The following is a 22,767-nucleotide window of genomic DNA, read 5'->3' on the forward strand; positions in this document are numbered from 1 at the left end:
GTTTACAGCAGCCCTTCCGCCAGGGGACCCAGCGTGAGAACGGGGAAGAAAACGAGTGCGGTCACCAGGACTGCGGTGCCGACAGTGAGCCCGACGAACAGCGGCCGGTGCGTGGGCAAGGTTCCTGCGGTCGCGGGGATCTTGTCCTGCGCGGCGAGGGAGCCTGCCAGGGCGAGGACCAGCGCGATCGGGATGAACCGGCCGAACAACATCGCGACACCGATCGCGGCCGTCAGCCACGGGGTACTGGCGGTCAGTCCCGCGAACGCGGACCCGTTGTTGTTCGCGCCCGACGCGAACGCGTAGATCACCTCGGACAGGCCGTGCGATCCGGTGTTCGTGAGCGACTCGTTGACGATACTGTCTCGCAGCGCGGGGATCGCGAAGCTGAGCGCGACACCACCGAGGACGAGCAGCGGCATCACCAGGATGTACAGGCTCGCCAGCTTCATCTCCCGCGGGCCGATCTTCTTGCCCAGGTACTCGGGAGTGCGTCCCACGAGCAGTCCCGCGACGAACACGGCGATTACCGCGATGATCAGCATCCCGTACAGACCCGCACCGACACCACCTGGAGCGATCTCGCCCAACAGCATGTTGACCATGGGCATCATCCCGCCCAGAGCCGTGTACGAGTCGTGCATGGAATTCACCGACCCGGTGGAGGTGAGGGTGGTCGTGCCGGCGTAGATCACGGACTGCGCGAGCCCGAAACGGGCCTCCTTGCCTTCCATGGCGGCGCCCGCCAACTGCGGGGCGGTGCCGTCGCCGGCGAACTCGAACGCCGCAAGCGCCGCGACCGAGGCCAGGTAAAGCGTGCCCATCGCAGCGAGGATGGCGTACCCCTGCCGGTTATCGCCGACCATCTTGCCGAAGGTACGTGGCAGCGAGAACGGAATCAGCAGGATCAAGAAGCACTGGAAGAGGCTGATCCACCCGGTCGGGTTCTCAAACGGGTGTGACGCGTTCGCGTTGTAGAAGCCACCGCCGTTCGTGCCGAGCTCCTTGATGACTTCCTGGGACGCTACCGGCCCACCCGGAATCGTCTGCGTGCCCCCGGTGATGGTGGTGACATCGACGTAGCCGTTGAAGTTCTGCACGACGCCGCCGGCGATCAGGACGATCGCCCCGACGATCGAGAGCGGAAGAAGAATACGGAACGTGCCACGGACCAGGTCGACCCAGAAGTTGCCGATGGTGCCCGAGCGGCGGTACGCAAACCCGCGCACCAGTGCCACGGCCACGGCGATACCCGTCGCCGCAGAGACGAAGTTCTGCACCGCCAGGCCGGCGAACTGCACGGTGTACGACAGGTCCTCACCGGAGTACGCCTGCCAGTTGGTGTTGGTGACGAACGAGATAGCCGTGTTGAAAGCCACCCCCGAGTCGATGTTCTCGTTCCCCAGGGAATACGGCAACCACTGCTGCGTGCGCTGCAACAGGAACAGCAGCAGCACGCCGACGACCGAGAAGTACAGCACCGACCGCAGATAGACCTGCCAGGACTGCTCCTTCGACGGGTCAACGCCGATGACCTTATAGATCCCGCGTTCGACCTTCCAGTTCTTCCGGGTCGTGAACACCCAGGCCATGTAATCGCCGACGGGCCGGTACAGCAGACCCAGGGCGAGGGCGAGCGTTGCGACGCTCGCGATCAGCATCCACCACTCCATCAGAAACGCTCCGGCTTCACGAGAGCGAACACGAGATACACGATCGCCGCGACCCCGAGACCGGCGGCGAGAAGTTCAAAAACGATCACAGCTTCTCCACCGCCTTCCCCAGCAGCCCGACGACGACGAACAAGGCGATCACGCCGAGCACGTAGACGATGTCAAGCACAACAAGCTCCATTCGGATAACAAGCGACAGCAGGACCACTAGCCGCGCAACCCGAAACAGCGGGCGCAACTCACGATCAAACACCCACCCACACCACCGAAACAGGCGTCCTAACAGAACCCATACGAGGATCGGGCGGACTCTGACGCGCCGCTAACACGACGGGCCCGCAAAGCGCGCCGCGGGCACGGACGCGGGTCGCTACCCTCCTCTGCGTGGTGCTGTTAGCGGCAGGCCGGGAAGGCGCATGAGTTCCGTGAGGGGCTGTTCCCTGCCCGGTGGTTGCCGCGTAGAAGTGGAGGCATGACCCTCACCGCCATTCTCCCCACCCTCAGACGCAGCATCCCCGACCCTCTCCAACCCCGGCATTGGCCCGAGCACACCGTCCCCACGGTCTCGGATGTCGTGATCGGCGGAGTGTCCCTGAGGCGACTGGTGGAGATCAGCGGCACGCCGGCGCTCCTCACCGGGGACCTGCCGCACCCGAAACCGGCCCAGGCGCGCGCCCAGGGGATCGGCAACGATGTCACCGTCCTCGTCTTCCAGGTCACCCTCCGCATCGACACTGACAGCGATAAACGCGTTGCCCTCACCGACTGCGGATTTGACCGGGTAACACCGTACTGGGACGAGTGCCGACTCATCGGCCGCACCTCGACGGCGAAGAACACCACCATAGAACTCATCCCGGGCGAAACCGGGTCTGCGCCCTGGCCGTACCCGATCGTCACCCTTCCCGCAGACATCCACCAAGGCGACCTTCTCACCGTCCCCTGCGCCGGAGCGGTCACACTCAGCGATGTGCGCCCGCGTCCGCAGGAAGCCTTCGTACCCGCAGAACAGGCACGGGAACTCGCGGTGGCCAGATGAGCATCATGCACACCTTGATCTCTTCCCGTGCGATGGCGCTTGCTGCCCTGTACGAGGACTGCCCACCCTGGCCCGCAGACACGACGTTCGCCGACCGCGACATCAGCATCGGCGCGCAATCACTCTCCACCCTCGCCGCACAACGCGGCACCCCCTGCCTCCTGATCGCGCCCAGCAACGCGTCGGCGCGAGGAGAGGATTACCGCAGCGTCGTCATTACGGCAATCCTCGCCCGCACACCGCGCCGCGGGCTCCGACACCCCATGGAACTGACGGTCGACTGCGACCTGTCCGCCCTCGATTCCCGCGTCCTTGACGTCCTGCCCGTGCAGTGCCCGAACGCGCGGCGCCGTAAGACGACCCTGCTGCGCTCCCCGCACACGCAGACCGCCATCAGGGTGCTGCTTCCGCAGACCTGCGCCCCCGGTGACCTCCTCGCCCTCACCTGCGATGGCACGATCACACTCGGGCAGATCACCAGCCACCCCACCCGTATCCACCCCGGCAGTGACGGCGAGCAGTGGCAAGGCAGGTGCCTCAAATAATGGACACCACCCGACACACCATCCGCTCGTCTCCGGTAGGCCCGCAGCCTGGGCAGGCTCGTTTGCTCCTTTACGGCGACTCGCTCGACAGCCTCGCGTATCTTGCCGCGGCCGCTCCTCACAATCACGGCGCACTCGACGATCGGAGGGCGCGAACCATGATTGTGGGAGTCCGCGTGCCCGACACGAACCACCCTCGGCAAGCGCTCCGGAGTCAGCTCCGGGCAGCGCATGACATCCTCGCGAAACCGCTGCGCACGCACCCCCTGGTGCGGCACATCTTCTACATCGTCGAAGTCCCGTCTGACTCACCGACCCCTGACCGCGCCGTCAACGCATTGTCCGCAGCAATCTGCGCACACCACGCCGAGATCGAAATGCGCCACGGTCGAGACATCTGCATCACCGGAATCGTCACCACCTGCCGCACCGACCCCGCAGCACTCACCGAACGCGTACACCAGAGGGTTACCACCACACCTCTCGAGAGCCACTACGCGACCTCCTGGGATCAGATCGCACACAGATCCATTGCCGCCGCCGCCGCAGAAGCACTTCTTTAGCGTCGTGGAAGCCCCTACCCGTGGAGCCATCGATGGTCACGGGTGGGGGCTCCCAGCGCGAATCCGGGTGCTTACTTATCTCGCCCGGGAGACAGTGCATGCGTCTCCTCGTAGACGGCCATCCACACATGGTCGTACACGCTTCGCGTGATTCTCCCGTGGCGAAGATCCTGTGTTGCGCGCTCCATCAGCAACGACAGCGTGGTGATCATCTCTTCACGATCCTCATCATCACGATGAGGCCAGAGCACGAACCGGCTCGACCACGCCGTTGCCACGCGTCCACGAAGGGGACGTGCCTTCCACCACAGGAACGCTCCGGTCGACACCCCCACCAGCACGATCCCGACCGCCGACGCCTCAGGAGACGCGCCAATCGCGACAAGCAGAAGCCACAGCAGCAGACCCACGCTCAGGGACATCGGCGCGAAAGCACTCGCCGACCGTGCCCAGAACCGTTCATGCTCCGACGACACCGGCGAATAAACGATGAGCCGGGACGTTCCTACCCCGTGACGCGCAACAGCGTGATATATGGAGCCCCAGCGCACGGGTCGTGGCAGCCGAGAGCCGCTGGGCTGTGGCGCCCGGCCGGGTGTGGAACTTACAAGAGACATGCACTGATGCTCACCCGATCACGAGGCCACCGCGAGAGCGCCATACGGAGCTCATGCAGCAAGCCCGCAGATCGTCGCGGGTTCCTAACGCATTCCCAACACCAAAGCCCGAGCACCGCGCCGCCGGAGGCAGCAGGAGCCACTACTTGTTTCCATCCATTGACTGTCGCGTCTCGATCGAATGCGGCACCGGGAGCAGCTTAGCCGCGCTCAGCCTTGGTGAGCATGCGGGCAACGAGCGGGTCCTTGCAGTGCTGGAGTCTGTCAGGAATTGAGCATCTCCCAGGCCGTTCTCAAAGCCGCGACAGCTTGCCTCGGGAGAACACCATTCCCGAGCGAAGCAAGTTGTTGGTTGGTGGTCAGCGCATGACACGCATCGGTCACCCATCCGGACGGTAGCCCCATAAGCCATTCGACGAATAGGGGTGCTGGACGCGGGCCGGTCTCGTCGCTCAGAATCGCCGGTGACGGAGCAGCGCGGCGACTGATCTGCTCCCAGCGGGTCACAGCTTCGGCGTATCGTCCCCAGCGTCGAAGAGCTGCCCGATCAACGACCACAGGCTCTCGGACTCTTCCGGGCGCGGGTAGCCGTTCGGCCCGTGGAGGGCGAGGTCGATGATCTGATGGCTCAGTGCAATCGTGCCACGGCGCGCTTTCACCTGCTGCAAGCTCTCCCCGCCGCGTGAAGCGTCCGACGCCAGTGGGGTTCGGAAGAGTGCGGTGGGCGAGGATGAAGACCCGGTATCGGGGATGGGGTGCGCCGACGTGGGAAGCGGGTAGACCGATCCATTGCGCGTCATACCGGAGGTCGGCCAGGTCTCCCAGAACTGCTCCTGCTGCCCGAAGAGGTCGAGCTGCGGTTTCTCCCAAATGCCACGAGTCGGATTCCACACCGCGAGGGGTTGCGCCGCTGGGAGTTGCACCTCTGGGGTTGCGTTGCTCATCGTTGTCTCCTTCGGGGATCGTGCGGATCGCGGGTGCAGATAGCAGCCCGCGGACGTTCTCGATCACGACCCACTCCGGTTGCAGAGCATCGATTGCTGCGGCCATGTGAGACCAGAGTCCGGAGCGAGTGCCGGGCTTGAGGCCGGCCATCTTCCCGACCGTCGACACGTCCTGGCAAGGAAAGCCGCCGCAGAGGATGTCCACCGGCGGGACGGTATTCCAGTTGATGGTGGTGATGTCGCCGAGATTGGGGGCGTCGGGCCAGTGGTGGGAGAAGACGCGGGCGATGGGCTGGTTGATTTCGGAGAACCAGATGGTGCGGGCGTCGAAGATTTCCTCGACGGCGAGGTCGAGCCCGCCGTAGCCGGAGAACAGCGACCCTACCCGTAGGCGACCGTCGTTGGTGTTCTCGACTTCTGACATACGGACTCCGCCGATCGGGTGATCCTGGCGATCTTCTGCACACGAGTTCAACGCCGGGCTGGTCATCTGCCAGGTGCTCACCGCGCTCCCCGGACCCCGTCACCCCGCCTGCCGTCTAATCCCGGCGCCGTCGCTTACGTCTCCGCTTCTGAGCTGCCACGCGTCTTGCAGATCAAGGGCGTCGCGCGATTCGCCGCGTCAAATCTGATGCGACAGACCGCCTCCGCCCACCTCCTCATCGAGCGGGAGGGAGGCGGCCTGAGTGACGGTCTCGATGCGTGTGATGTCGGCGGGTGACGGCTATAAGTACCTGCTGCGCACCGTCGCGGCGGGCGACGGGGACAGGTCGCTCTCGACGCCGTTGACGCGCTACTACGCCGAGGAGGGAAGCCCGCCCGGTTTCTGGCTCGGTTCCGGCGTGGGGACTCTCGGTGGCGGGCAGATCGCCCAGGGCGATCAGGTCTCCGAAGCCCAGCTCCAGCTCTTGGTCGGCATGGGCCGTGACCCGATCACCGGGGCACCGTTGGGTCGCGCCTACCCCGAGTACCGGCCGGTGGCCGAGCGCGTCGCGGAGCGTGTCTCGGCCCTCGATCCGACGATCGGGCCGGCCACCCGGACCGAGGCGGTCGCAGCGATCCAGGCCGAGGAGGCGGCGCGCGGGACGCGCCGCGCGGTCGCGGGATACGACTTCACGTTCTCAGTGCCGAAGTCCGCCTCCGTGTTGTGGGCGGTTGCCGACGCCGGGACGCAAGCGCTGATCGCGGACGCGCACCATGCGGCGGTTGCAGAGGTGGTTGCGTTCATGGAGCGGGAGGTTGCAGCCACCCGCTCCGGTGCAACCGGCCGCGACGGCGCGGTTGCGCAGGTCGATGTCCACGGGCTGATCGCCACCGCGTTCGACCACTACGACTCCCGAGCCGGTGACCCGCACCTGCACACGCACGTCGTCATCTCGAACAAGGTGCAGACCGTCCTCGACGGCAAATGGCGCTCTCTCGACGGGCGTCCAATGCACGCCGCCACCGTCGCGCTCTCCGAGCTGCACGAGGCGGTGTTCGCCGACCACCTGACCCGGACGTTTGGTGTGGAGTGGGAGGCGCGGGAGATGGGTCGCGACCGCAACCCGGCCTGGGCGGTCGCCTCGGTGCCGGAGGAGCTGGTCGCGGAGTTCTCGTCCCGGTCCCGGCACATCGAGGTCGAGAAGGATCGGCTGATCGCCGAGTATGTCGCCCGGCATGGTCGGCAGCCGTCTGCGGCGACGATCATCAAACTGCGCGCGCAGGCCACGCTCAGCACCCGCCCGGAGAAGCAGGTCCGCTCCCTCGCGGACCTGACTGCCGAGTGGCGGGAGCGGGCGGGGCACATCCTCGGGCAGAACGCAACTTCTTGGGCGCGCATCGTGACGGCGAACGACGCGCCTCTGCTGCTGCGCGCGGATGACGTGCCGTTGGACGTGATCGGCACGCTCGGGCAGTCGGTCGTGGATGTCGTCGGTGAGAAGCGGTCGACGTGGCGGCGGTGGAACCTTACGGCCGAGGCGGCCCGGCAGACGATGCGCTACAGGTTCGCGTCCACCACGGATCGGGAAGCGATCGTCGGCATGGTCGTGGACGCCGCCGAAGCCGCCTCCCTGCGGCTGACCCCGCCCGAGCTCGCATCGAGCCCGGCCGTGTTCCGCCGGCCGGACGGGACCAGCGTGTTCCGGCCGAAGCACTCGGCAGTGTTCTCCTCCGATTCGTTGCTGGCCGCCGAAGACCGCCTCCTCGAGCGTGCCCACACGACCACCGGCCCGACCGTTCCGCTTTCCACCGTCGAGAAGATCGCGGCGCGGCCGGACCAGAAGGGCCACACCCTCGGTGACGACCAAGCCGCCGCGCTGGCAAAGGTCGCCGTCTCCGGCCGACTCGTCGATGTCCTCGTCGGCCCCGCCGGCGCGGGCAAGACCACGGCCATGTCCGCGCTGCGGCGTGCGTGGGAACACGAGCACGGACGAGGGGCCGTGGTCGGGCTCGCGCCGTCCGCGGTCGCCGCGCAGGTCCTCGCCGACGACCTCGGCATCCAGACCGAGAACACCGCAAAGTGGTGGCAGAACCACCTCATGTACGGCGACACGTTCGGTATGGGGCAGCTCGTCATCGTGGACGAAGCCTCCCTCGCCGGCACCCTCTCCCTCGACCGCATCACCAGCCTTGCCGCCGGCGCGGGGGCGAAGGTGTTGCTGGCCGGCGACCATGCACAGCTCCAGTCCGTCGATGCCGGCGGTGCGTTCTCGCTGCTCGTCCACGACCGCGAGGATGCCCCCGAGCTGGTCGACGTGCACAGGTTCGTCAACGAGTGGGAGAAGACCGCTTCCCTGGGCCTGCGGCATGGCCGCACCGAAGTCATCGACACCTATCTCGACCACGACCGCATCCAGGGCGGGGAGACTGAGGCGATGGTCGATGCCGCCTACGCCGCCTGGCGGGCTGACCGGCAAGCGGGCCGGGCGACAGTGCTGGTCTCTGACTCGAACGAATCCGTCCTCGCCCTCAACCAGCGCGCCCGCACCGATCTGATCCTCGACGGCACCGTGAACCCCCGCCGCGAAGTCGAGCTCCACGACAGCACCCGCGCCGCAGTCGGCGATTCCGTCATCACCCGCAGCAACGACCGCCGCCTGCGCGCGGGACGCGGGTGGGTGCGCAACGGGGACAGGTGGACGGTCACCGAGGTCCGCGACGACGGGTCGCTCACGCTGCGCCGCGCCACGGCCCGCTGGGGCGGATCGGTCGTCCTCCCCGCCGACTATGTGGCCGAGGACCTGGACCTGGGCTACGCGGTGACCTCTCACCGGGCGCAGGGCATCACCGTCGACGCCGCGCACGTGCTGGTCGACGGGAGCATGACCAGGGAGAACCTGTATGTCGCGCTCACCCGAGGACGGCAGACGAATGTTGCCTACGTCGCCATCGACAAGCCCGATGACTCCCACGACGGCCCGCACCCCGGCGACAACACCGAAGCGACCGCCCGAAGCGTGCTGTTCGGAGTGCTCTCACACGTCGGTGCCGAGCTCTCCGCCCACGAGACCATCACCGCCGAGCAGGACGCCTGGGCGAACATCGGCCAGCTCGCCGCCGAGTACGAGACGATCGCCGCCGCCGCGCAACGTGACCGCTGGGTCACGCTCGTCTCCTCCTCCGGGCTCACCGACGAGGAGACAGAGGCCGCGATCCATTCCCCGGCGTTCGGGGCGCTCACCGCAGAGCTGCGCCGTGCCGAGGCGAACCATCACGACATCGAAAGCCTGGTGCCGCGCCTGGTGCGAGCGCGCGGGTTCCGGGACGCCGACGACATCGCCGCCGTCCTCCACTACCGTCTCGCCCACGCCGCGCAGCGGCCGGCGGGATCGGGGCGAGTCAGGAAGACACCGCGGCTGATCGCCGGGCTGATCCCCGAGGCCACCGGCACCATGAGCGCCGAGTTCCACCACGCGCTCACCGAGCGCCGCGACCTCATCGAGGCCCGAACCGACGCACTCCTGGACGCGGCGCTCACCGAACACGACGGCTGGACCAAGACTCTCGGCGCTCCACCGAAGCAGCCCCGCACCGCGGCCGCGTGGCGGCAGGCCGCCCGCACCGTCACCGCGTACCGCGACCGCTACGGCATCACGGATGCCTCACCGTTGGGCGCGCCGGCCGAGGACGACGCGCAGAAGATCGACGCCGCCCGCGCCCGGGCGGCACTCGACCGGGCCCTCGCGCTGGCCGGCACCGGCCGAACCGAACGCGAACAGCCTCGACGCACCGCGACGCGACCGCTCGGGCCGAGACTGTAGCGCCCTGCCATCGGACGGAACCCGCGACTGCCCTTACGAATGTCGCCGGGAAGTCGTACCCTGGAAGGGAGGCAGCGTTTCACATCTCTGCGGGTCCTTCGGGACAGTCCCTTCGGGGCCACTCATCACAGTTCCTGCCTCCTCGACGGAGAAACACGTCCTGATGAGAGGCCCGACCATGTTCCGACTGCTCTGGGCGGCCAGCGTCCGCACCCGCTACTTCCTGCGCCGCTACATGCCCACCAACATCCTGCTCGACCGCATCCGCACCCGCCGCGGCCTCAAATGGGGCCTGCCCGCGATGCTCCTCGCCGCCCCCTACCTGCTCGCCGCGAACATCTGCACCAACCTCATCGCAGACGGCGGACCCGGCTGGCTCAACCTCCTCGTGATCCTGTTCATCTGGAACGCACTCAAGTTCATCCTCATCGGGCCCGTCAGCCTCACCCACCTGATCCGCGCCCGCATCCACGAAGCCGCCGAACGCCGCCGTGTCCGCCGGCAAAGCGACGCGATGAAGTCCGCACGCTACGCAACTATCGGGGCATAGAAGCCCGCATGAGAAGGCCCGTCTTCGGGCGGGTCAGTACGCTCGAAGCGTGTTCATCCCCGATGGAGACGACTACCGCATCTGCCCTCAATGCGGGCTCGACTGCGAGCCCGCACCATTCGACAGCGCCGGTGCTGGCATCCGGGTCTCATTCATCTGTCCCGCCCACGGAGTCCACACCGTCGTGGACCCGTTCGCCGACACTCGGTGAATCGTCATGTCGGAAGCGACGGCGGGGCCTTCGTCGGCGGGCGAACATACTCAGCAAGCAAGTCCATCGGATCACGGCCCTCATTCCGAGCCACGATGTTCGGAGGGTCTTCGGAAGGGATCACAGGCGCCTCGTTCAGCAACAGCGGCCGCGCCTGGGTTACACGGGCGGCGAATACTCGATCAAGTTCCCCAGATCGAGCAAGGGGGACAACAATCGGCCGACCAGGCGCGTGCGGCCATACTTCGCGAAGAACCCCCTTGCTTGTACGACGGATCGCGGCGGCAGTCTGCCCGGCCATCACCAGGTCGCCGTCCTTCGGAAACACCACGATCGTGTAAAGACGTTCAAGGCCCCACGCCACGATGTGAACGCCTCCGACGACATCTGGATCGACAGGCCAGACCGCGTGATGCCCGGCCGCGTGTAGGAAGATCCAGTCGGAGAAACCCATGAACACATGGGTTCCGGGCGGCGGCAGGCGAGTCCGATAGAACTCCTCCGCTGAGGCCTCCGGATGACCACCGATCCGCCGCTTGCCCCACGCCGTGACCAGCGCCGCACGCACGACGGACCGCATCACCGTCAAGACCTCAGACGATGGAATCTCCGTCGTCTTCGCCCACGCCAGATTGACCAGACGGACCATTGCAGCCTCATCAATCTCACGCATCCACCCGTTGTTGCAGGCTTCGCAGATACCTCCGTACTGGAAGTCGAGTTGAGTGCGACTACTTGAACGCGGAGGTTGCACCTCGCCCGCAATCGACGTGCTGTGGACGACCTCGGACACGAGGTGAAAGTAAGGCTTCCACGACTCCGGGATGCGATGCTCCTTGGACTTGCGGCCCAGCGAACCGCAGAAGGGGCACGGAGCGATCGTCATGAACACGACGCTACCGACTCACGCTGCATCTATCTGCGGCGTAGGCATGGACAGGGGCAGGGGCAGGGGCAGGACATCGCTGGTCACGCACCGTTCTGCGCGCATCAGAGTTCGACGGCCAGCCACCGACGACGCATTGCCCCCTTCGCATGTCACTTCCCGCCGGTAGCCTGGAAGGGCGCCAACGAGGTCGCATAGAGAGGACGAAATGGCCAAGTCAGTGTTCTACAGCTTCCACTACGACAACGATGCGTGGCGGGTTCAGCAGATCATCAACATGGGTGTTGTCGAGGGTCAGCCGCTGCTGAACTCCCAGGAATGGGAGGAGGTGAAGAAGAAGGGCAAGGCCGCGATTGAGAAGTGGATAGACGACCAGATGGCCTACAAGAAGGCCGTGGTCGTGTTGATCGGGTCAGAGACGGCCGACCGCCCGTGGGTGGACTACGAGATTCGTAAGGCGTGGAATGCGAAGAAGCCGCTCATTGGCATCCGCATCAATGGCCTCGCCGATTCGTCTGGCAACACCGCCACCGCAGGCGTGAACCCCTTCGAGAAGGTTTCGTTGAAGGATGGAACCAAGATTTCCGACTATGTGAAGGTCATCACTCCCGGCGGTTCGACCAGCAAAGAGGTTCACGCAAGCATCAAAGCAAATCTGTCCAGCTGGGTCGACCAGGCGTACGCCCGCTCATGAGCACGGCCGGCGGGGAGGAAGAGTGCCCGTTCTGCGAGATTGTTGACCGTGACGATCCGGACGCCCGCGAGGTTTACCGGGATGAGCACACGGTCGCCTTCTTCCCCACCGAGCCAGCCGTACTAGGCCACATTATGGTCATCCCCCGTGCACATGTTCCCGACATCTGGCATCTCACAGACGTCCAGGCCCAGCAGCTCAGCGTGACCGCACTGCGGATCGCGACCGCGATCCGCGACAGCCTGCACCCGGACGGGTTGAACGTCATCCAGTCAAACGGTGAGGCGGCCAGCCAGAGTGTTCTGCACGTGCATGTGCACCTGGTGCCGCGCACCGAGGGTGATCGCATCGGACGGATTTGGCCCCCGGAGAGTAACTACAGCGAGGCGCAGAAAGACGATGCCTGGGAGGTGTTGCGGGCGGCTTGTCGGGCTATCGGCAGTGAAGCCACACCAAGACAGCCAGGCCCACCAGCAGGATGATGCCGTAGTAGTCACGCACGGACCATGACCACACCACCTTGCCCCATCCGATCGACTCGCATTGGGCGCGAGTGAGGGTTCCGCAGTACCGGGTCGCGTTCATCTCGTAGACGTCAACGGCCTCATCTCGGGCCGCGTCGAACAGCAACCGATACTTGCGTTCCTCGCGAAGATAACGGGCGTCAACGGCGGCGAACAGCAGCACCGCGAACATACCCAACAACGCCACCACAGCCGATGAGTTCGTGCCGGCGTAGCCGTATGCAGCGGTCGCGATTGTCAGCGCCCATCCCTTGGCAACGGCCGATGCGGAGGACATCCGCCCAATCGCCGTCTGAATGAAGGCCAGATGTTGGCGGCGGTCCTCGGAGAACTGCACCGGAGCTTGATCCGTCACTCTGCCCCCTCACGTCGTCGTGGTATCAGCATATCGACGCACTCCGCTTGCGAATGGCTCACGCCGGGCAGGCAGCCGGACACTCCAGATCGAGGCCACGCGGGCGGCCTCTGCGTCGATGCCCGCGCCCGATGGGATTATGTAGAAGGACTACTCACGGGAGGCGGCTCGATGGCGCAGGACTACCCGTTGGAAGAACTCAGTCCGCGTGCGTTCGAACAACTCACGGTCGCGTTGGCTCTTAAGGTACTCGGGCATGGAGTCGAGGCCTTCGGGTCGGGTCCGGATGGCGGCCGCGAAGCGACGTACACGGGCCCAGTGAATTGGTCCGCGACAACGGGGTTCGGTGCCGACTCGTGGGACGGGTATGTCGTCCTTCAAGCGAAGCAGAAGGAAACCCTCGGCACTCCGGCGCAGAACGCCTCTTGGCTGCTGAAGCAGGTTTCCGAAGAGTTCGACTCCTGGTTGGCCAATGACAGCAAGCGAGGCCGGCTTCCTCAATACATAGTCTTCGTGACGAACGCGAGGCTAAGCAGCGTCGCGGACGCTGGAGGAATCGACCAGATCAATGCCAGCATCCGGCAGCGAATCAGCGCGCCAGTGCCGGGCTCAGACGGTAAAGACTCGCTCGCAGCCCGCGGCCTTCGCGCCGCAAAGGTCTGGCATCGTGACCAACTCAACGGCCTGCTGACTGTGAACGACGGAATCCGAAACGCGTTCAAGGGAATGCTGACGGTCGGAGATATCCTCACTCGACTCGGTGCGCTTGGCGGGTTACTTGAGCCTTCTCAGTTCGAGCCTGTACTGAAGGCTCACGCAATGAGAACTCTGGGTGTGGAACGATGGGTGAACTTCAGCGATGCGGGCGGAACAACTCGACAGTCCGTTGACGAGGTCATCATCGATCTCAAGGCTGATGGCACTCGTGCCGAGAACATGACGCTGATGCACGAGGTGATTGATCGCGGCGACTCAGTATTGAAGCCATCTTTCCATCCCACGCCACCCCATCTCGTCCTAACAGGACAGCCGGGCAGCGGCAAGAGCACAACGACGTCGTTCTTGACCCAGATGTATCGGTCCGGATTCGCTGCCGACGAATCGCTGACCCCAACGACGTCCGCCATCGTCGATGGGACCGCGGCCGCTCTGAAACGCATCAACGTACGACCACCAAAGAACCATCGCTGGCCGATTCGGGTGAACCTCGCGCATTATGCCGACGAGCTTGGTCCAAGTGGCGACAAGAGCCTTTTGAGATGGCTTAGCGAACGCGTGACCGCGCGCGCCGAGTTAGATATCAAGCCGCACACGTTGAAGAGGTGGATTCAACACTGGCCCTGCCTTGTAGTCTTTGATGGGCTCGATGAAGTCACCGCGCCAGAAGTACGCCCCCGCGTCCTGGACGAGATCAGAACGTTCGTCGAGGAAGCGCACCAGGACGATGCAGACCTTCTCGTGGTCGTCACTACGCGGCCTATGGGCTACACGGAACAGATCATGCCCGAGCTCTTCACCCAGCTCGATTTGAAGTACCTGGATGCTCCGACCGCAATCAGCTACGGGCGCCACATCACGTCTCGCCGCCTGTCCGATGACCTGGATCGGCGGGATCAGGTGATTAGCCGCTTCGAGAAGCAGGCCTCCGACGCGACCATGCTGCGACTCATGAAGACGCCTCTACAAGTCCTCATCATGACCCTGATTCTTGAACAGTTCGGCGTCCTCCCCGCCGACCGATATCAACTCTTCTGGCGCTACTTCGAAACCATTTATCAGCGAGAGTCAGCAAAGCCCACAAACCTCGCACCATTCCTCACGGAACATCGACCAGCGATCACAGACTTGCACGAATCCGTCGGGCTCTCGCTACAGATCCATGCCGAAACCTCGACCGATGCGCGCTCGATCCTTACCAAAGCTGAACTCCGCCAACTTGCCGTCCAACGTCTCGTTCAGGTCGGTCACCAGCTCGGCCCAGAGGTGGACAGGATCGCCGATCGGATTGTGCAGGCAACTACCGAACGTCTGGTGCTGTTGGTGCCCGCAGAAGACGACGGCGTCTCGTTTGAAATACGCAGCCTTCAGGAACTAATGGCTGCCCGCGCGTTGAGCAACGTCACCGACGAGCAACTACACGCCCACCTCTCAACAACCGCTCCTAGCCCACACTGGCGCAATACATGGGTGTTCGTGGCGGGACGGACATTCGCCGAAGGCCCTGACCATCGCCGGAACCTCGTCACCGAAGTCGTGGAGAACGTGGACAAGAGCGCTAACTGGCCAGGCTGGCTATGCGCAATCGGACCGGAACTGGCGGCTTACCTCCTCGACGATGGCCTAGCGGCGCGAACTCCCCGATGGCAGCGACGGCTCATCGACGTCGCGCTAAGAGCGCTCTCAGGTCCGGTCCCCCAAGACAATCGCGCCGTCGCAATAGGCCTCTCAAATGCCAGCGTGGGGAATGACCTGATGTACATCCGAAACGCGCTCAAAACTGCGTTCGCGGGAACCCCCATCGCGCGCACGATCGCGCACTCCATCTTGACCATAGGCCAGTTCGGCGCACCCATACCGGAGGCACAAACCTCCCGCGAGAAGCAGTCCGGCGTCAAGACCACCGGGTCGAACGCCCTGTTGGCCGACCTCATTGAGCCCCAGCTATCCGAGCTCGGACTGTCGGGCACCGCTCGCCAATCGCTGGACAGCATCGTCAACGAGCTTCGCGATACGGCTCTCACGGCCGCTTGGGACGCCGGACGACAGCGACTACTCGCAACACTGCCAGCAGCGCTGCCTCTCACGACCGCAGGGCTACGAGACGGCGAGGTCGGGACCGCCCTCGAAATCTCGCTAGGGGCGCTCGGACCGGAGAACTGGAGCGCCACGGCGGCATTGGGACAAGCAGTGTGGCCCTCGCTAGCTCGGGCACCAATCGGGCAAGAGCTTAGATCGCAGATGCAGGTGGACCCTACTTCGTAGTCGCTCTCATGAGCGTTCGCCCGCCGTACGCTTCGCGCTGCGCGTACTCAGTAGTGGCGTCAGAGATTCCATGTGGTATTGCCGGCCTGGGTCGCTCCGGACACAAGGACGTTGAGGCCCGCGCGCACCGAGGCGTCGAGCACGCGGGCGGCGTGCGGGGTGAGTGATCCGCGCTCGACGAGGTCGTCGAGCGACCGGGCCCGCACGAGGTACTTGCGGATGTTGACCGCCCAGTGCTCCCGGGTGATCTCCGGGATGACGACGTGCAGCCGCTCCCCACCCGGCAGGGCGGCATCGACGAATGGCGAGGAGAGGTCGATCCGCCGTCCGCTCGACCGGAGCATCCGCTCGACGAGGTCGCGCACCTGCTGCGTGTCGAGCAGGACCGTCGTCAGCTCGGCACGGCCGTGGCGGGCGGCGAACACCTTCCCCGGCTCGTTGATCCACAGCTCCTCGACCTCCGGGTCGTCGAGCAGCGACTGGAGCGGGCCGAAGCCGACCACCGCGTCCATCACGTGCTTGATCGCCGCGTCGATGTCGGCCAGGGGTGGGACGAGGCCGCGCGTGGACCGCTCCTCGTACTCGGCCGCCGCGGCGACGACGAGCGCCCGGGTCGCCTCCGACTCGCGGGCGGGGTCGATGCCTCGCCTGCGGACGAGCTCGCGCACCTCGGACTCGAGCATCGACAACGGATCGATCATCCTGTTCTCCCCCATGAGGATGTGCTGGCACGGCCCGCAGTGCCCGGGTTGCGTGACGTCGAAAGGATCGTGCATGTCACCCCAGTCTCGCCCAGATGACCGAGCTCGCGAGCGTGCGCCCACAGGCCAACGCAGGCGCGGTATTACGAGTTATACTCACTTCCATGAAGACTGCCATCTCGATTCCCGACCGCGATTTCGAGCGCTTCGAGCGCGTGGCTGCGCGACACGGAATGAACAGGTCGCAGTTCTTTCGACGGGCCGCACAGCGTCTGGTCGAGGAGCTCGAGGGCGAAGCCGAACTCACAGCCCTGGCGGACTCCGTGATCGAGCGGGCCGGGCAGCCTGGCGCCGACAGCCCGTTCCTGCACGAGTCGGAGCGCACGATGCTCCGGAGCACCGACTGGTGATCTCGCACGGCGACATCGTCTGGGTCGACTTCGGGTCACCTCGCGGGTCTGAACCTGCCAAGCGGCGCCCTGCCGTCGTCATGCAGGAGGACTGGCTTCTCGCCACACAGATCTCGACCGTCCTCGTCACGCCGCTGACGTCGAACACCTCCCTCGAGGCATTCCCCGGGAATGTGCTGCTCCCTGCGGTCGCCGCCGGGCTCGACAAGGACTCCGTCGCCGTCGTGTCGCAGGTCGGACCCGTCAGTCGCGAGTTCGTCGAACCACACCCGGTCGGACGAACACCGTCCTACCTCCTCACGAGAATCGCCGACGGCATCCGCCTCGTCATGGGTATCTGAACGCACGTCCAGTACGCACACGGGTCGGCACCGTGAAGTCCAGGTGCAGCTGCATGGGGACGTCGTGGTCGGGCCAGGTCGTCGGCTCGAGCCGCTCGACCTCCTGGAACGCGAGCCGCGCCGTTCCGGAGTCGTCGGTCAGCACCAGCCAGTCGGGGTGTTCGGTGCCGCCGGGCTCGTCGCCCGGCCGGTACGAGTAGCCGAACAGCTCGCGGTAGAACTCGGCAAGACCCCGGACGTCGGTCGTGTCGATGACGGTGTGGAGCAGCCGTGGGTACTCGGTCATGTGTGCCTCCCGGGCATCATCCTTCGCCGACCAGCCCACGCACACAAGGGCCGACCGATGAGGCACACCGACCCCGCGCCCTCGCGTGGGAACGGAAGTCCGCTCGCTCGTCGGGCCGAAGTCCGCTCACTCGTCAGAAAAGCCCCTCACTCGTCGAGATGAGGGGTATCGGGCCTGCGGCTCGGAATGGTCTTGACCGATCGGTTTAGACTTGGACCGATCGGTCAAAACCTGCGGAGGCCCCATGAGCACCACCGACGTCGTCGAGCACCTGCACGTCCGCCGCCCGGCTCTCCCTGTCGAGCGGCGGGCCATGGCGCTCTGGGCCCTGCGGGCGCTCCTCGTCTGGGGCGCAGCGCTCGCCGCGCTCGTCGTCGTCGCCGTGATCTGGGAGTCCGCCCGGCCCTGGCTGCTCGCCCCGACGGTCGCGGTCGGCGTCGTCCTCCTGGTGCGACTCGCCGTCGAGCCCTGGTGGCGCTTCCGGGTGCACCGCTGGGAGCTGACCGAGCACGCCGTCTACGCCACCGCCGGCTGGCTCGTGCAGGAGTGGCGGGTCTCCCCCACCTCCCGCATCCAGACCGTCGACGCCGTCCGCGGCCCCCTCGAGCAGCTCCTCGGGCTCTCCACCCTGCGCGTGACCACGGCGTCGTCCTACGGCGCCGTCAAGGTCCAGGGTCTCGACCGCGCCGTCGCCGAGGAGGCCTCGACGCGGCTGGCGAAGGACGCCGAGCTCACCGAGGGGGACGCCACATGAGCGGCGACCTCGCCGACGACACCGTGGAGACCGACGCCGTGGAGACCGAGACCGGGGAGACCGGCGCCGAAGCCTCGTCCGAGCCGTGGCTGCGCCTGAGCTACCGGGTGATCTGGGTGGACCTCACCCGCAGCCTGGTGTCCACGCTCCCCGTGCCGATCGCCCTCGCGTTCGGCATCCGGCCCGAGCTGGGCTCGTTGTGGCCGTTCGTGCTCATCGCGGCGGTCGGCATCCTCGGCGCGGTCGCCGACCTCGTCCGGTGGGCGTTCACCCGCTACCGGATCACGCCGACCCACGTCGAGCGCCGCACCGGGGTGCTCGTGCGCTCCCACCGCACGATCCGGCGCGAACGCATCCGCAGCGTCGACACCGAGGCCAGGCTCCACCACCGGTTCGGCGGGCTCCGGGTCGTCGCCATCGGCGCCGGGCAGCAGGCGGCCGCGGGCGAGTCGGCGCTGCGGCTCGACGCGCTCGCGCGCGCGGACGCCGAGCGGCTGCGCGAGGAGCTCCTGCGCACGCCGGGGCGACAGGCACCACGGGCGGCCGACTCCCCGGCAACCACCGAGGAACTGACATCCACGGAGGAGCCGGCGACCGCCGACGACCCCGCACTCGCCGACGCCCCGTCACCCGACGACGACCACGCGACGGTGTTCGCGACCTTCCGCGCCTGGTGGGCCGTCTATTACCTGTTCAGCATCTGGTCCTTCGCAATGGCGGCGGGGCTCATCTGGGGCGGGTACTGGTTCGCGCTGACGTTCGGGGTCGACCTCCTGCAGATCTCCGGCCGCGTCGTCGACTGGGGCTCGCTCGACACCCTCGGGAGGGTCGCCGTCATCCTTGCCGGCGGCGCGGTCGTCGGCGCCGTCGGGATGGGCGTCAACTTCCTCGTCTCCTGGTGGTACTTCGAGCTCGCCCGCGTCTCCGCGGAAGGCACGACCTTCCTCCGCACGCGACGCGGGCTGCTCAGCACGCGCGAGGTCAACCGGGACGAGGCCCGCACCCGGGGCCTGTCGATCAGCGAGCCGCTGCTCGGGCGGCTCATCGGCATGGCGGACACCGAGATCGTGACCACCGGCCTCAGCGTGTGGGACCCCTCCGAGCCGACAGCGATCCTCCCGCGCGGACCGGTCCGGGTGGCCCGCCGGGTCGCGGGCCTGGTGCTCGGCGCCCCGTCACCGTTCGACGCGCCCCTGCGCCGCCACCCGGGCGCCGCCCTGGTCCGACGCGCCGTGTGGGCGGCCGGGCTCGCCGCCGCCACCGCGGCCGCCGTGGCAGCTCCCGTGCTCACCGGAACGGTCCCGGCGTGGGTCGGGTGGACGCCGCTGGTGGTCTGGCTGCTCGGGCTGCTCGGCGCGGTGATCGCCTACCGCGCGCTCGGGCACGCGATCGCGGGCGAGCACCTCGTCGTGCGCTCCGGGCTGGCGGCCCGGACCACCACCGCGCTGCACCGGGACGCCGTGAGCACGATCGCCGTCCGGAGCTCGCTGCTGCAGCGCCGGCTCGGGCTGCGCTCCGTCTCCGCGATGACCGCCGGCGGGTGGGGCGCGTACGAAGCCCTCGACGTCGCCGCCCGCGAGTCGGTCGGCCTCGCGGCCGGGTTCGCCCCCGGCCTGATCGACGAGATCACCGTCCCCGAGCGGGCACGATGACACCGTGACCGCCTCCCCCACGTCCTTCACGGCCGCGGCCCGGCGCCGGCAGATCGTCGCCGCGGCCATCACCACCGTCAACGAGGTCGGCTATCCACGCACCTCGCTCGCCGAGGTCGCGCGCCGCGCCCGCGTCGCGAAGAGCGCGGTCGTCTACTACTTCGGCACGCGGGACGCCCTGCTGCTGCACGTCCTCGAGCACGTGTGGGGCGATCTCGGGGTGGCGCTCGCCGCCGCGGCCGGCCGGGACGAGGAGCCGAAGGCGCGGCTGCGCGCCTACGTCGAGGCCTACCTCACCCACCTCGACTCGCACCGGGCCGAGATCGCGGCGGGGGCCGAGATCGCCATCTCGCACCGGGACGCGGACGGCACGCCCGTCTATCTCACGGTCGACACCGACGACACCGCGCTGCTGCGGGACATCCTCAGCCGGGGAATGGCCGCGGGCGTGGTGCGGCGGATGCCGCTCGACGTGGCCGTCGACCTCGTGGAGCACGTCATCGACATCCCCACCACGGTGCTGCAGCGCGACCTCGACGCCGACCTCGGCGCCCTGCTGCCGGAGGTCACCACGACGATCCTGCGCGGCCTCGAACCCGATCGCGCATAATCTTTACGCCGGCAACTTACCGGTGGTAACTTCCTGGCATGCCAGCGAGCTACCACCACGGCGACCTCCGCCGCGCCGTCCTCGACGAGGCCCTGCGCGTCGTCGCCGCCACCGGCCCCGAGAGCCTGTCGCTGCGCGCGATCGCCGCCGCGATCGGGGTCTCGCACACCGCCCCGCGCCACCACTTCGGCTCCCGGGACGGGCTGCTCACCGCGATCGCCACCGAGGGCTTCGACGGCCTCGCCGACGCACTCGTCGCCACCCGCGAGTCCGGCGGCTCCTTCCTCGACGTCGGGGTCGCGTACGTCGAGTACGGCACGAGCCACCCGGCCCACTTCGCCGTGATGTTCGCGCCCGACCTCCTGCTCGACGACCCGGAGCTGGCACGCGCCAGCGGTCGCGCCTTCGCCGAGCTGCGCGGCGGGGTCGAGGCGATGAGCGCGAACGGCCGCGTCGAGGACGCGCACGCCGCCGTCGTCGCGGGGTGGTCGCTCGTCCACGGACTCACCACGCTCGCCCTCACCGGCAACCTCGAGCGCGCGGACCTCACCTCCGGCCGGCTCCCCGACCCGGACGTCACCGACCTCGCCCGGCGCGCCGCGGGCATGCTCTTCGGGTCACCGACATGACACCGCGCACCGCCCGCCGCGCCGCGCGCGCCGCCGGCCTGGGCACCCTCGCGTTCGCCGGTACGAGCGCCCTGCTCCTGCTCGGCGCCTCCCTGGCGGTACCGGGCTGGAGCCGCGCCCCCGAGCTCGACCCGCCGCCCACGGCTCCGGTCGCCGACCTCGGGCTCGCCACGGCGCCGACGGGCGGCTTCACCGTCACCGCCGACGTCGTCGAAGCCACCGGGGCGCCCGCCTTGCTGGCAATGCCCGACGCCGGCGCGGACGTCGCCGTCGTCCTCCAGCCCGGCGCGGGCGGCGCCGACCGGGACCGGATGCGGGACACGGCCACCCACCTCGCCTCGCTCGGGGTGGCGGCCCTGTCCTACGACAAGCGCGACACCGGCGCCTCCCCCTTCACCCGCGACTACCCGGGCCTGACCGAGGACCTCGCCGCGGCCGTCGAGCACGTGCGCGCGGAGACCGGCGCCGGGCGGGTCGGCGTCCTCGCGGTCTCCGAGGGCGGCTGGATCGCGCCGGCGGCGGTCCGGTCGGGCGACGCCGACTTCCTCGTGCTCGCGAGCACGCTCGCCGTCACGCCGCTCGAGCAGGTCGCCTGGATCGCGGACTCCCGCCTCACGTGGGCGCCGGACCTCGTGCGGCGCATGCCGGCGACGGCCCTCGCGTCCGGGAGCGACTGGTTCGACTACACCGATGCCGACCCGGTGCCCGACCTCGCGGCGATCGAGACCCCCGTGCTCGGCCTGTGGGGCGCCGAGGACCCGGTCGTTCCCGTGGCCGAGACCGTGCGGCGCACGAGCGGAGCCGTCGACCACCTGACGGCTGTCGTCCTTCCGGGGGCCGGGCACGACGTCCCGTCCGAGGCGCTCGATCTCGCGGCCGCCTGGATCCACGCCGGCACCCCGGACGCGGAGGCCGACGTCGTGCACGGTGTCCCACCCACGGACCTGACCGGGGTCGGCGAGCTGCCCGACGCCCGCTGGTACATGCACCCGCTCCTCCACCTCGCCGTCTCGGCGCTCGTCACGACGCTCGTCGTGCGGCGCGCGCTCGGCCACCACGCACTCCCGCTCCCCCTCCGAAGGGCCCGATCATGACCGACCTCAACGCCGGGATCGTCCTGCTGACCGTGGTCGCCATCGCGTTCGGCGGGAGCTTCCTGCTCCGCGTCGTCGGCGGCGGCGTGCCGGCCAACGAGCTCCAGCGCACCTACTTTCGGGCCGGCCACGCGCACGCCGGCGTGCTCGTCATCCTCGGCCTCGTCGTCGGGCTCTACCTGCGGGGCGCCGACGTCCCCGCGTGGGCGGAGGCGATGTCCGGCGGGGTGCTGCTCGGCGCGATCCTCATGCCGCTCGGGTTCTTCCTGTCCGTCATCGGCCGGGACCCGCAGCGACCGAACGCGATGCGCTGGTGCATCGTGGCCGGCGGGATCTCGGTGGTGGTCGGCGTGATCGGGGCGGGCGTCGGGCTCATCGTTGCCGGGTGAGCGGCCCCACAGGAATGCGTGCCTCCGGGTCGTCGTTGTCGCTCCCGGTGCCCCGCGCACCGCAACCGCACCCG

24 protein-coding genes and 1 pseudogene are annotated in these 22,767 nt (G+C 67.5%); 16 read left to right on the plus strand and 9 right to left on the minus strand.

Annotated features, from left to right (window positions below; genetic code table 11):
* Positions 1–2: 2 nt before the first annotated feature.
* The 3 genes from kdpA to ACZLMO_RS11125 are packed head-to-tail and all read right to left on the minus strand — an operon-like array spanning position 3 to position 1,926.
* Positions 3–1,673: a potassium-transporting ATPase subunit KdpA gene (gene kdpA, locus ACZLMO_RS11115; RefSeq protein WP_062764912.1), complete on the minus strand. Its 1,671-nt coding sequence runs from the start codon at positions 1,671–1,673 to the stop codon at positions 3–5.
* Positions 1,673–1,762, minus strand: coding sequence for a potassium-transporting ATPase subunit F (locus tag ACZLMO_RS11120; RefSeq protein ID WP_035731468.1), 90 nt, complete (start codon positions 1,760–1,762; stop codon positions 1,673–1,675). The genes kdpA and ACZLMO_RS11120 overlap by 1 nt, the downstream gene beginning before the upstream one ends.
* Positions 1,759–1,926, minus strand: coding sequence for a hypothetical protein (locus ACZLMO_RS11125; protein ID WP_156198513.1), 168 nt, complete (start codon positions 1,924–1,926; stop codon positions 1,759–1,761). The genes ACZLMO_RS11120 and ACZLMO_RS11125 overlap by 4 nt, the downstream gene beginning before the upstream one ends.
* Positions 1,927–2,145: 219 nt before the next feature.
* Between ACZLMO_RS11125 and ACZLMO_RS11130 the strand changes: the two genes are divergently transcribed.
* The 3 genes from ACZLMO_RS11130 (at position 2,146) to ACZLMO_RS11140 (ending at position 3,820) form a co-directional block, all read left to right on the plus strand.
* The gene (locus tag ACZLMO_RS11130; protein WP_062764915.1) at positions 2,146–2,712 is read left to right on the plus strand and encodes a hypothetical protein; all 567 of its coding nucleotides are present in this window, start codon (positions 2,146–2,148) and stop codon (positions 2,710–2,712) included.
* Complete coding sequence (locus ACZLMO_RS11135; RefSeq protein ID WP_062764918.1) at positions 2,709–3,257, plus strand: hypothetical protein; 549 nt, start codon at positions 2,709–2,711, stop codon at positions 3,255–3,257. The genes ACZLMO_RS11130 and ACZLMO_RS11135 overlap by 4 nt, the downstream gene beginning before the upstream one ends.
* A 176-nt stretch (positions 3,258–3,433) precedes the next feature.
* Positions 3,434–3,820 (plus strand): hypothetical protein, encoded by a 387-nt coding sequence (locus tag ACZLMO_RS11140; RefSeq protein ID WP_175985594.1) that lies wholly within the window; start codon positions 3,434–3,436, stop codon positions 3,818–3,820.
* 71 nt (positions 3,821–3,891) lie between these two features.
* Here the strand turns inward: ACZLMO_RS11140 and ACZLMO_RS11145 are convergent, their stop codons facing one another.
* Positions 3,892–4,437, minus strand: a complete 546-nt coding sequence (locus tag ACZLMO_RS11145; protein WP_335339179.1) for a DUF6611 family protein — start codon at positions 4,435–4,437, stop codon at positions 3,892–3,894.
* Positions 4,438–4,701: 264 nt separating this feature from the next.
* A complete protein-coding gene (locus ACZLMO_RS11150; protein WP_250646060.1) occupies positions 4,702–5,886 on the minus strand; it encodes a DNA cytosine methyltransferase in 1,185 nt (394 codons plus the stop codon).
* A gap of 181 nt (positions 5,887–6,067) precedes the next feature.
* Between ACZLMO_RS11150 and mobF the strand changes: the two genes are divergently transcribed.
* Positions 6,068–9,625, plus strand: coding sequence for a MobF family relaxase (gene mobF, locus ACZLMO_RS11155; protein WP_463653786.1), 3,558 nt, complete (start codon positions 6,068–6,070; stop codon positions 9,623–9,625).
* A 178-nt stretch (positions 9,626–9,803) separates the two neighbouring features.
* Positions 9,804–10,175, plus strand: a complete 372-nt coding sequence (locus ACZLMO_RS11160; RefSeq protein WP_062764936.1) for a hypothetical protein — start codon at positions 9,804–9,806, stop codon at positions 10,173–10,175.
* Positions 10,176–10,390: 215 nt separating this feature from the next.
* On the opposite strand, the gene ACZLMO_RS11165 is transcribed toward ACZLMO_RS11160, so the two are convergent.
* Positions 10,391–11,272, minus strand: coding sequence for a hypothetical protein (locus ACZLMO_RS11165; RefSeq protein WP_157544363.1), 882 nt, complete (start codon positions 11,270–11,272; stop codon positions 10,391–10,393).
* A 208-nt stretch (positions 11,273–11,480) separates the two neighbouring features.
* Between ACZLMO_RS11165 and ACZLMO_RS11170 the strand changes: the two genes are divergently transcribed.
* Both ACZLMO_RS11170 and ACZLMO_RS11175 read left to right on the plus strand, forming a co-directional pair.
* A complete protein-coding gene (locus ACZLMO_RS11170; protein ID WP_062764939.1) occupies positions 11,481–11,966 on the plus strand; it encodes a TIR domain-containing protein in 486 nt (161 codons plus the stop codon).
* Positions 11,963–12,448, plus strand: coding sequence for an HIT family protein (locus tag ACZLMO_RS11175; protein ID WP_082758361.1), 486 nt, complete (start codon positions 11,963–11,965; stop codon positions 12,446–12,448). Before ACZLMO_RS11170 ends, ACZLMO_RS11175 begins: the two co-directional genes overlap by 4 nt.
* Here the strand turns inward: ACZLMO_RS11175 and ACZLMO_RS11180 are convergent.
* A complete protein-coding gene (locus ACZLMO_RS11180; RefSeq protein WP_062764942.1) occupies positions 12,399–12,827 on the minus strand; it encodes a hypothetical protein in 429 nt (142 codons plus the stop codon). The two genes, ACZLMO_RS11175 and ACZLMO_RS11180, sit on opposite strands and share 50 nt — an antisense overlap.
* 189 nt (positions 12,828–13,016) lie before the next feature.
* On the opposite strand from ACZLMO_RS11180, the gene ACZLMO_RS11185 reads away from it, so the two are divergent.
* A complete protein-coding gene (locus ACZLMO_RS11185; protein ID WP_157544365.1) occupies positions 13,017–15,827 on the plus strand; it encodes an NACHT domain-containing protein in 2,811 nt (936 codons plus the stop codon).
* Between the two features lie 71 nt (positions 15,828–15,898).
* Here ACZLMO_RS11185 and ACZLMO_RS11190 read toward each other — a convergent pair.
* Positions 15,899–16,528: pseudogene (locus ACZLMO_RS11190) on the minus strand (CpaF family protein); the annotation flags it as partial.
* Between the two features lie 164 nt (positions 16,529–16,692).
* On the opposite strand from ACZLMO_RS11190, the gene ACZLMO_RS11195 reads away from it, so the two are divergent.
* Positions 16,693–16,938: a ribbon-helix-helix domain-containing protein gene (locus ACZLMO_RS11195; protein ID WP_425715486.1), complete on the plus strand. Its 246-nt coding sequence runs from the start codon at positions 16,693–16,695 to the stop codon at positions 16,936–16,938.
* On the plus strand, positions 16,935–17,279 hold the full coding sequence (locus tag ACZLMO_RS11200; protein WP_425715485.1) for a type II toxin-antitoxin system PemK/MazF family toxin: 345 nt from the start codon (positions 16,935–16,937) through the stop codon (positions 17,277–17,279). Before ACZLMO_RS11195 ends, ACZLMO_RS11200 begins: the two co-directional genes overlap by 4 nt.
* Here ACZLMO_RS11200 and ACZLMO_RS11205 read toward each other — a convergent pair.
* Positions 17,266–17,565 carry a VOC family protein gene (locus tag ACZLMO_RS11205; RefSeq protein WP_463653787.1) on the minus strand — a complete coding sequence of 100 codons (300 nt, stop codon included), beginning with the start codon at positions 17,563–17,565 and terminating at the stop codon, positions 17,266–17,268. The genes ACZLMO_RS11200 and ACZLMO_RS11205 overlap by 14 nt on opposite strands.
* 244 nt (positions 17,566–17,809) lie before the next feature.
* On the opposite strand from ACZLMO_RS11205, the gene ACZLMO_RS11210 reads away from it, so the two are divergent.
* From ACZLMO_RS11210 to ACZLMO_RS11235, 6 genes are read left to right on the plus strand one after another with little or no spacing between them, the layout of a single operon-like run.
* Entirely contained in the window at positions 17,810–18,319 is a 510-nt protein-coding gene (locus tag ACZLMO_RS11210) for a PH domain-containing protein (protein WP_463653788.1), read from the plus strand.
* Complete coding sequence (locus ACZLMO_RS11215; protein WP_463653789.1) at positions 18,316–19,971, plus strand: PH domain-containing protein; 1,656 nt, start codon at positions 18,316–18,318, stop codon at positions 19,969–19,971. Before ACZLMO_RS11210 ends, ACZLMO_RS11215 begins: the two co-directional genes overlap by 4 nt.
* Positions 19,972–19,975: 4 nt before the next feature.
* Positions 19,976–20,581: a TetR/AcrR family transcriptional regulator gene (locus ACZLMO_RS11220; RefSeq protein WP_463653790.1), complete on the plus strand. Its 606-nt coding sequence runs from the start codon at positions 19,976–19,978 to the stop codon at positions 20,579–20,581.
* A gap of 38 nt (positions 20,582–20,619) precedes the next feature.
* Entirely contained in the window at positions 20,620–21,210 is a 591-nt protein-coding gene (locus ACZLMO_RS11225; RefSeq protein ID WP_463653791.1) for a TetR/AcrR family transcriptional regulator, read from the plus strand.
* Positions 21,207–22,304, plus strand: a complete 1,098-nt coding sequence (locus ACZLMO_RS11230; RefSeq protein WP_463653792.1) for an alpha/beta hydrolase — start codon at positions 21,207–21,209, stop codon at positions 22,302–22,304. Before ACZLMO_RS11225 ends, ACZLMO_RS11230 begins: the two co-directional genes overlap by 4 nt.
* A complete protein-coding gene (locus ACZLMO_RS11235; protein WP_463653793.1) occupies positions 22,301–22,693 on the plus strand; it encodes a hypothetical protein in 393 nt (130 codons plus the stop codon). The genes ACZLMO_RS11230 and ACZLMO_RS11235 overlap by 4 nt, the downstream gene beginning before the upstream one ends.
* The last annotated feature ends 74 nt before the right edge of the window (positions 22,694–22,767 follow it).

It is taken from the genome of Georgenia sp. G2120 (assembly GCF_055326485.1).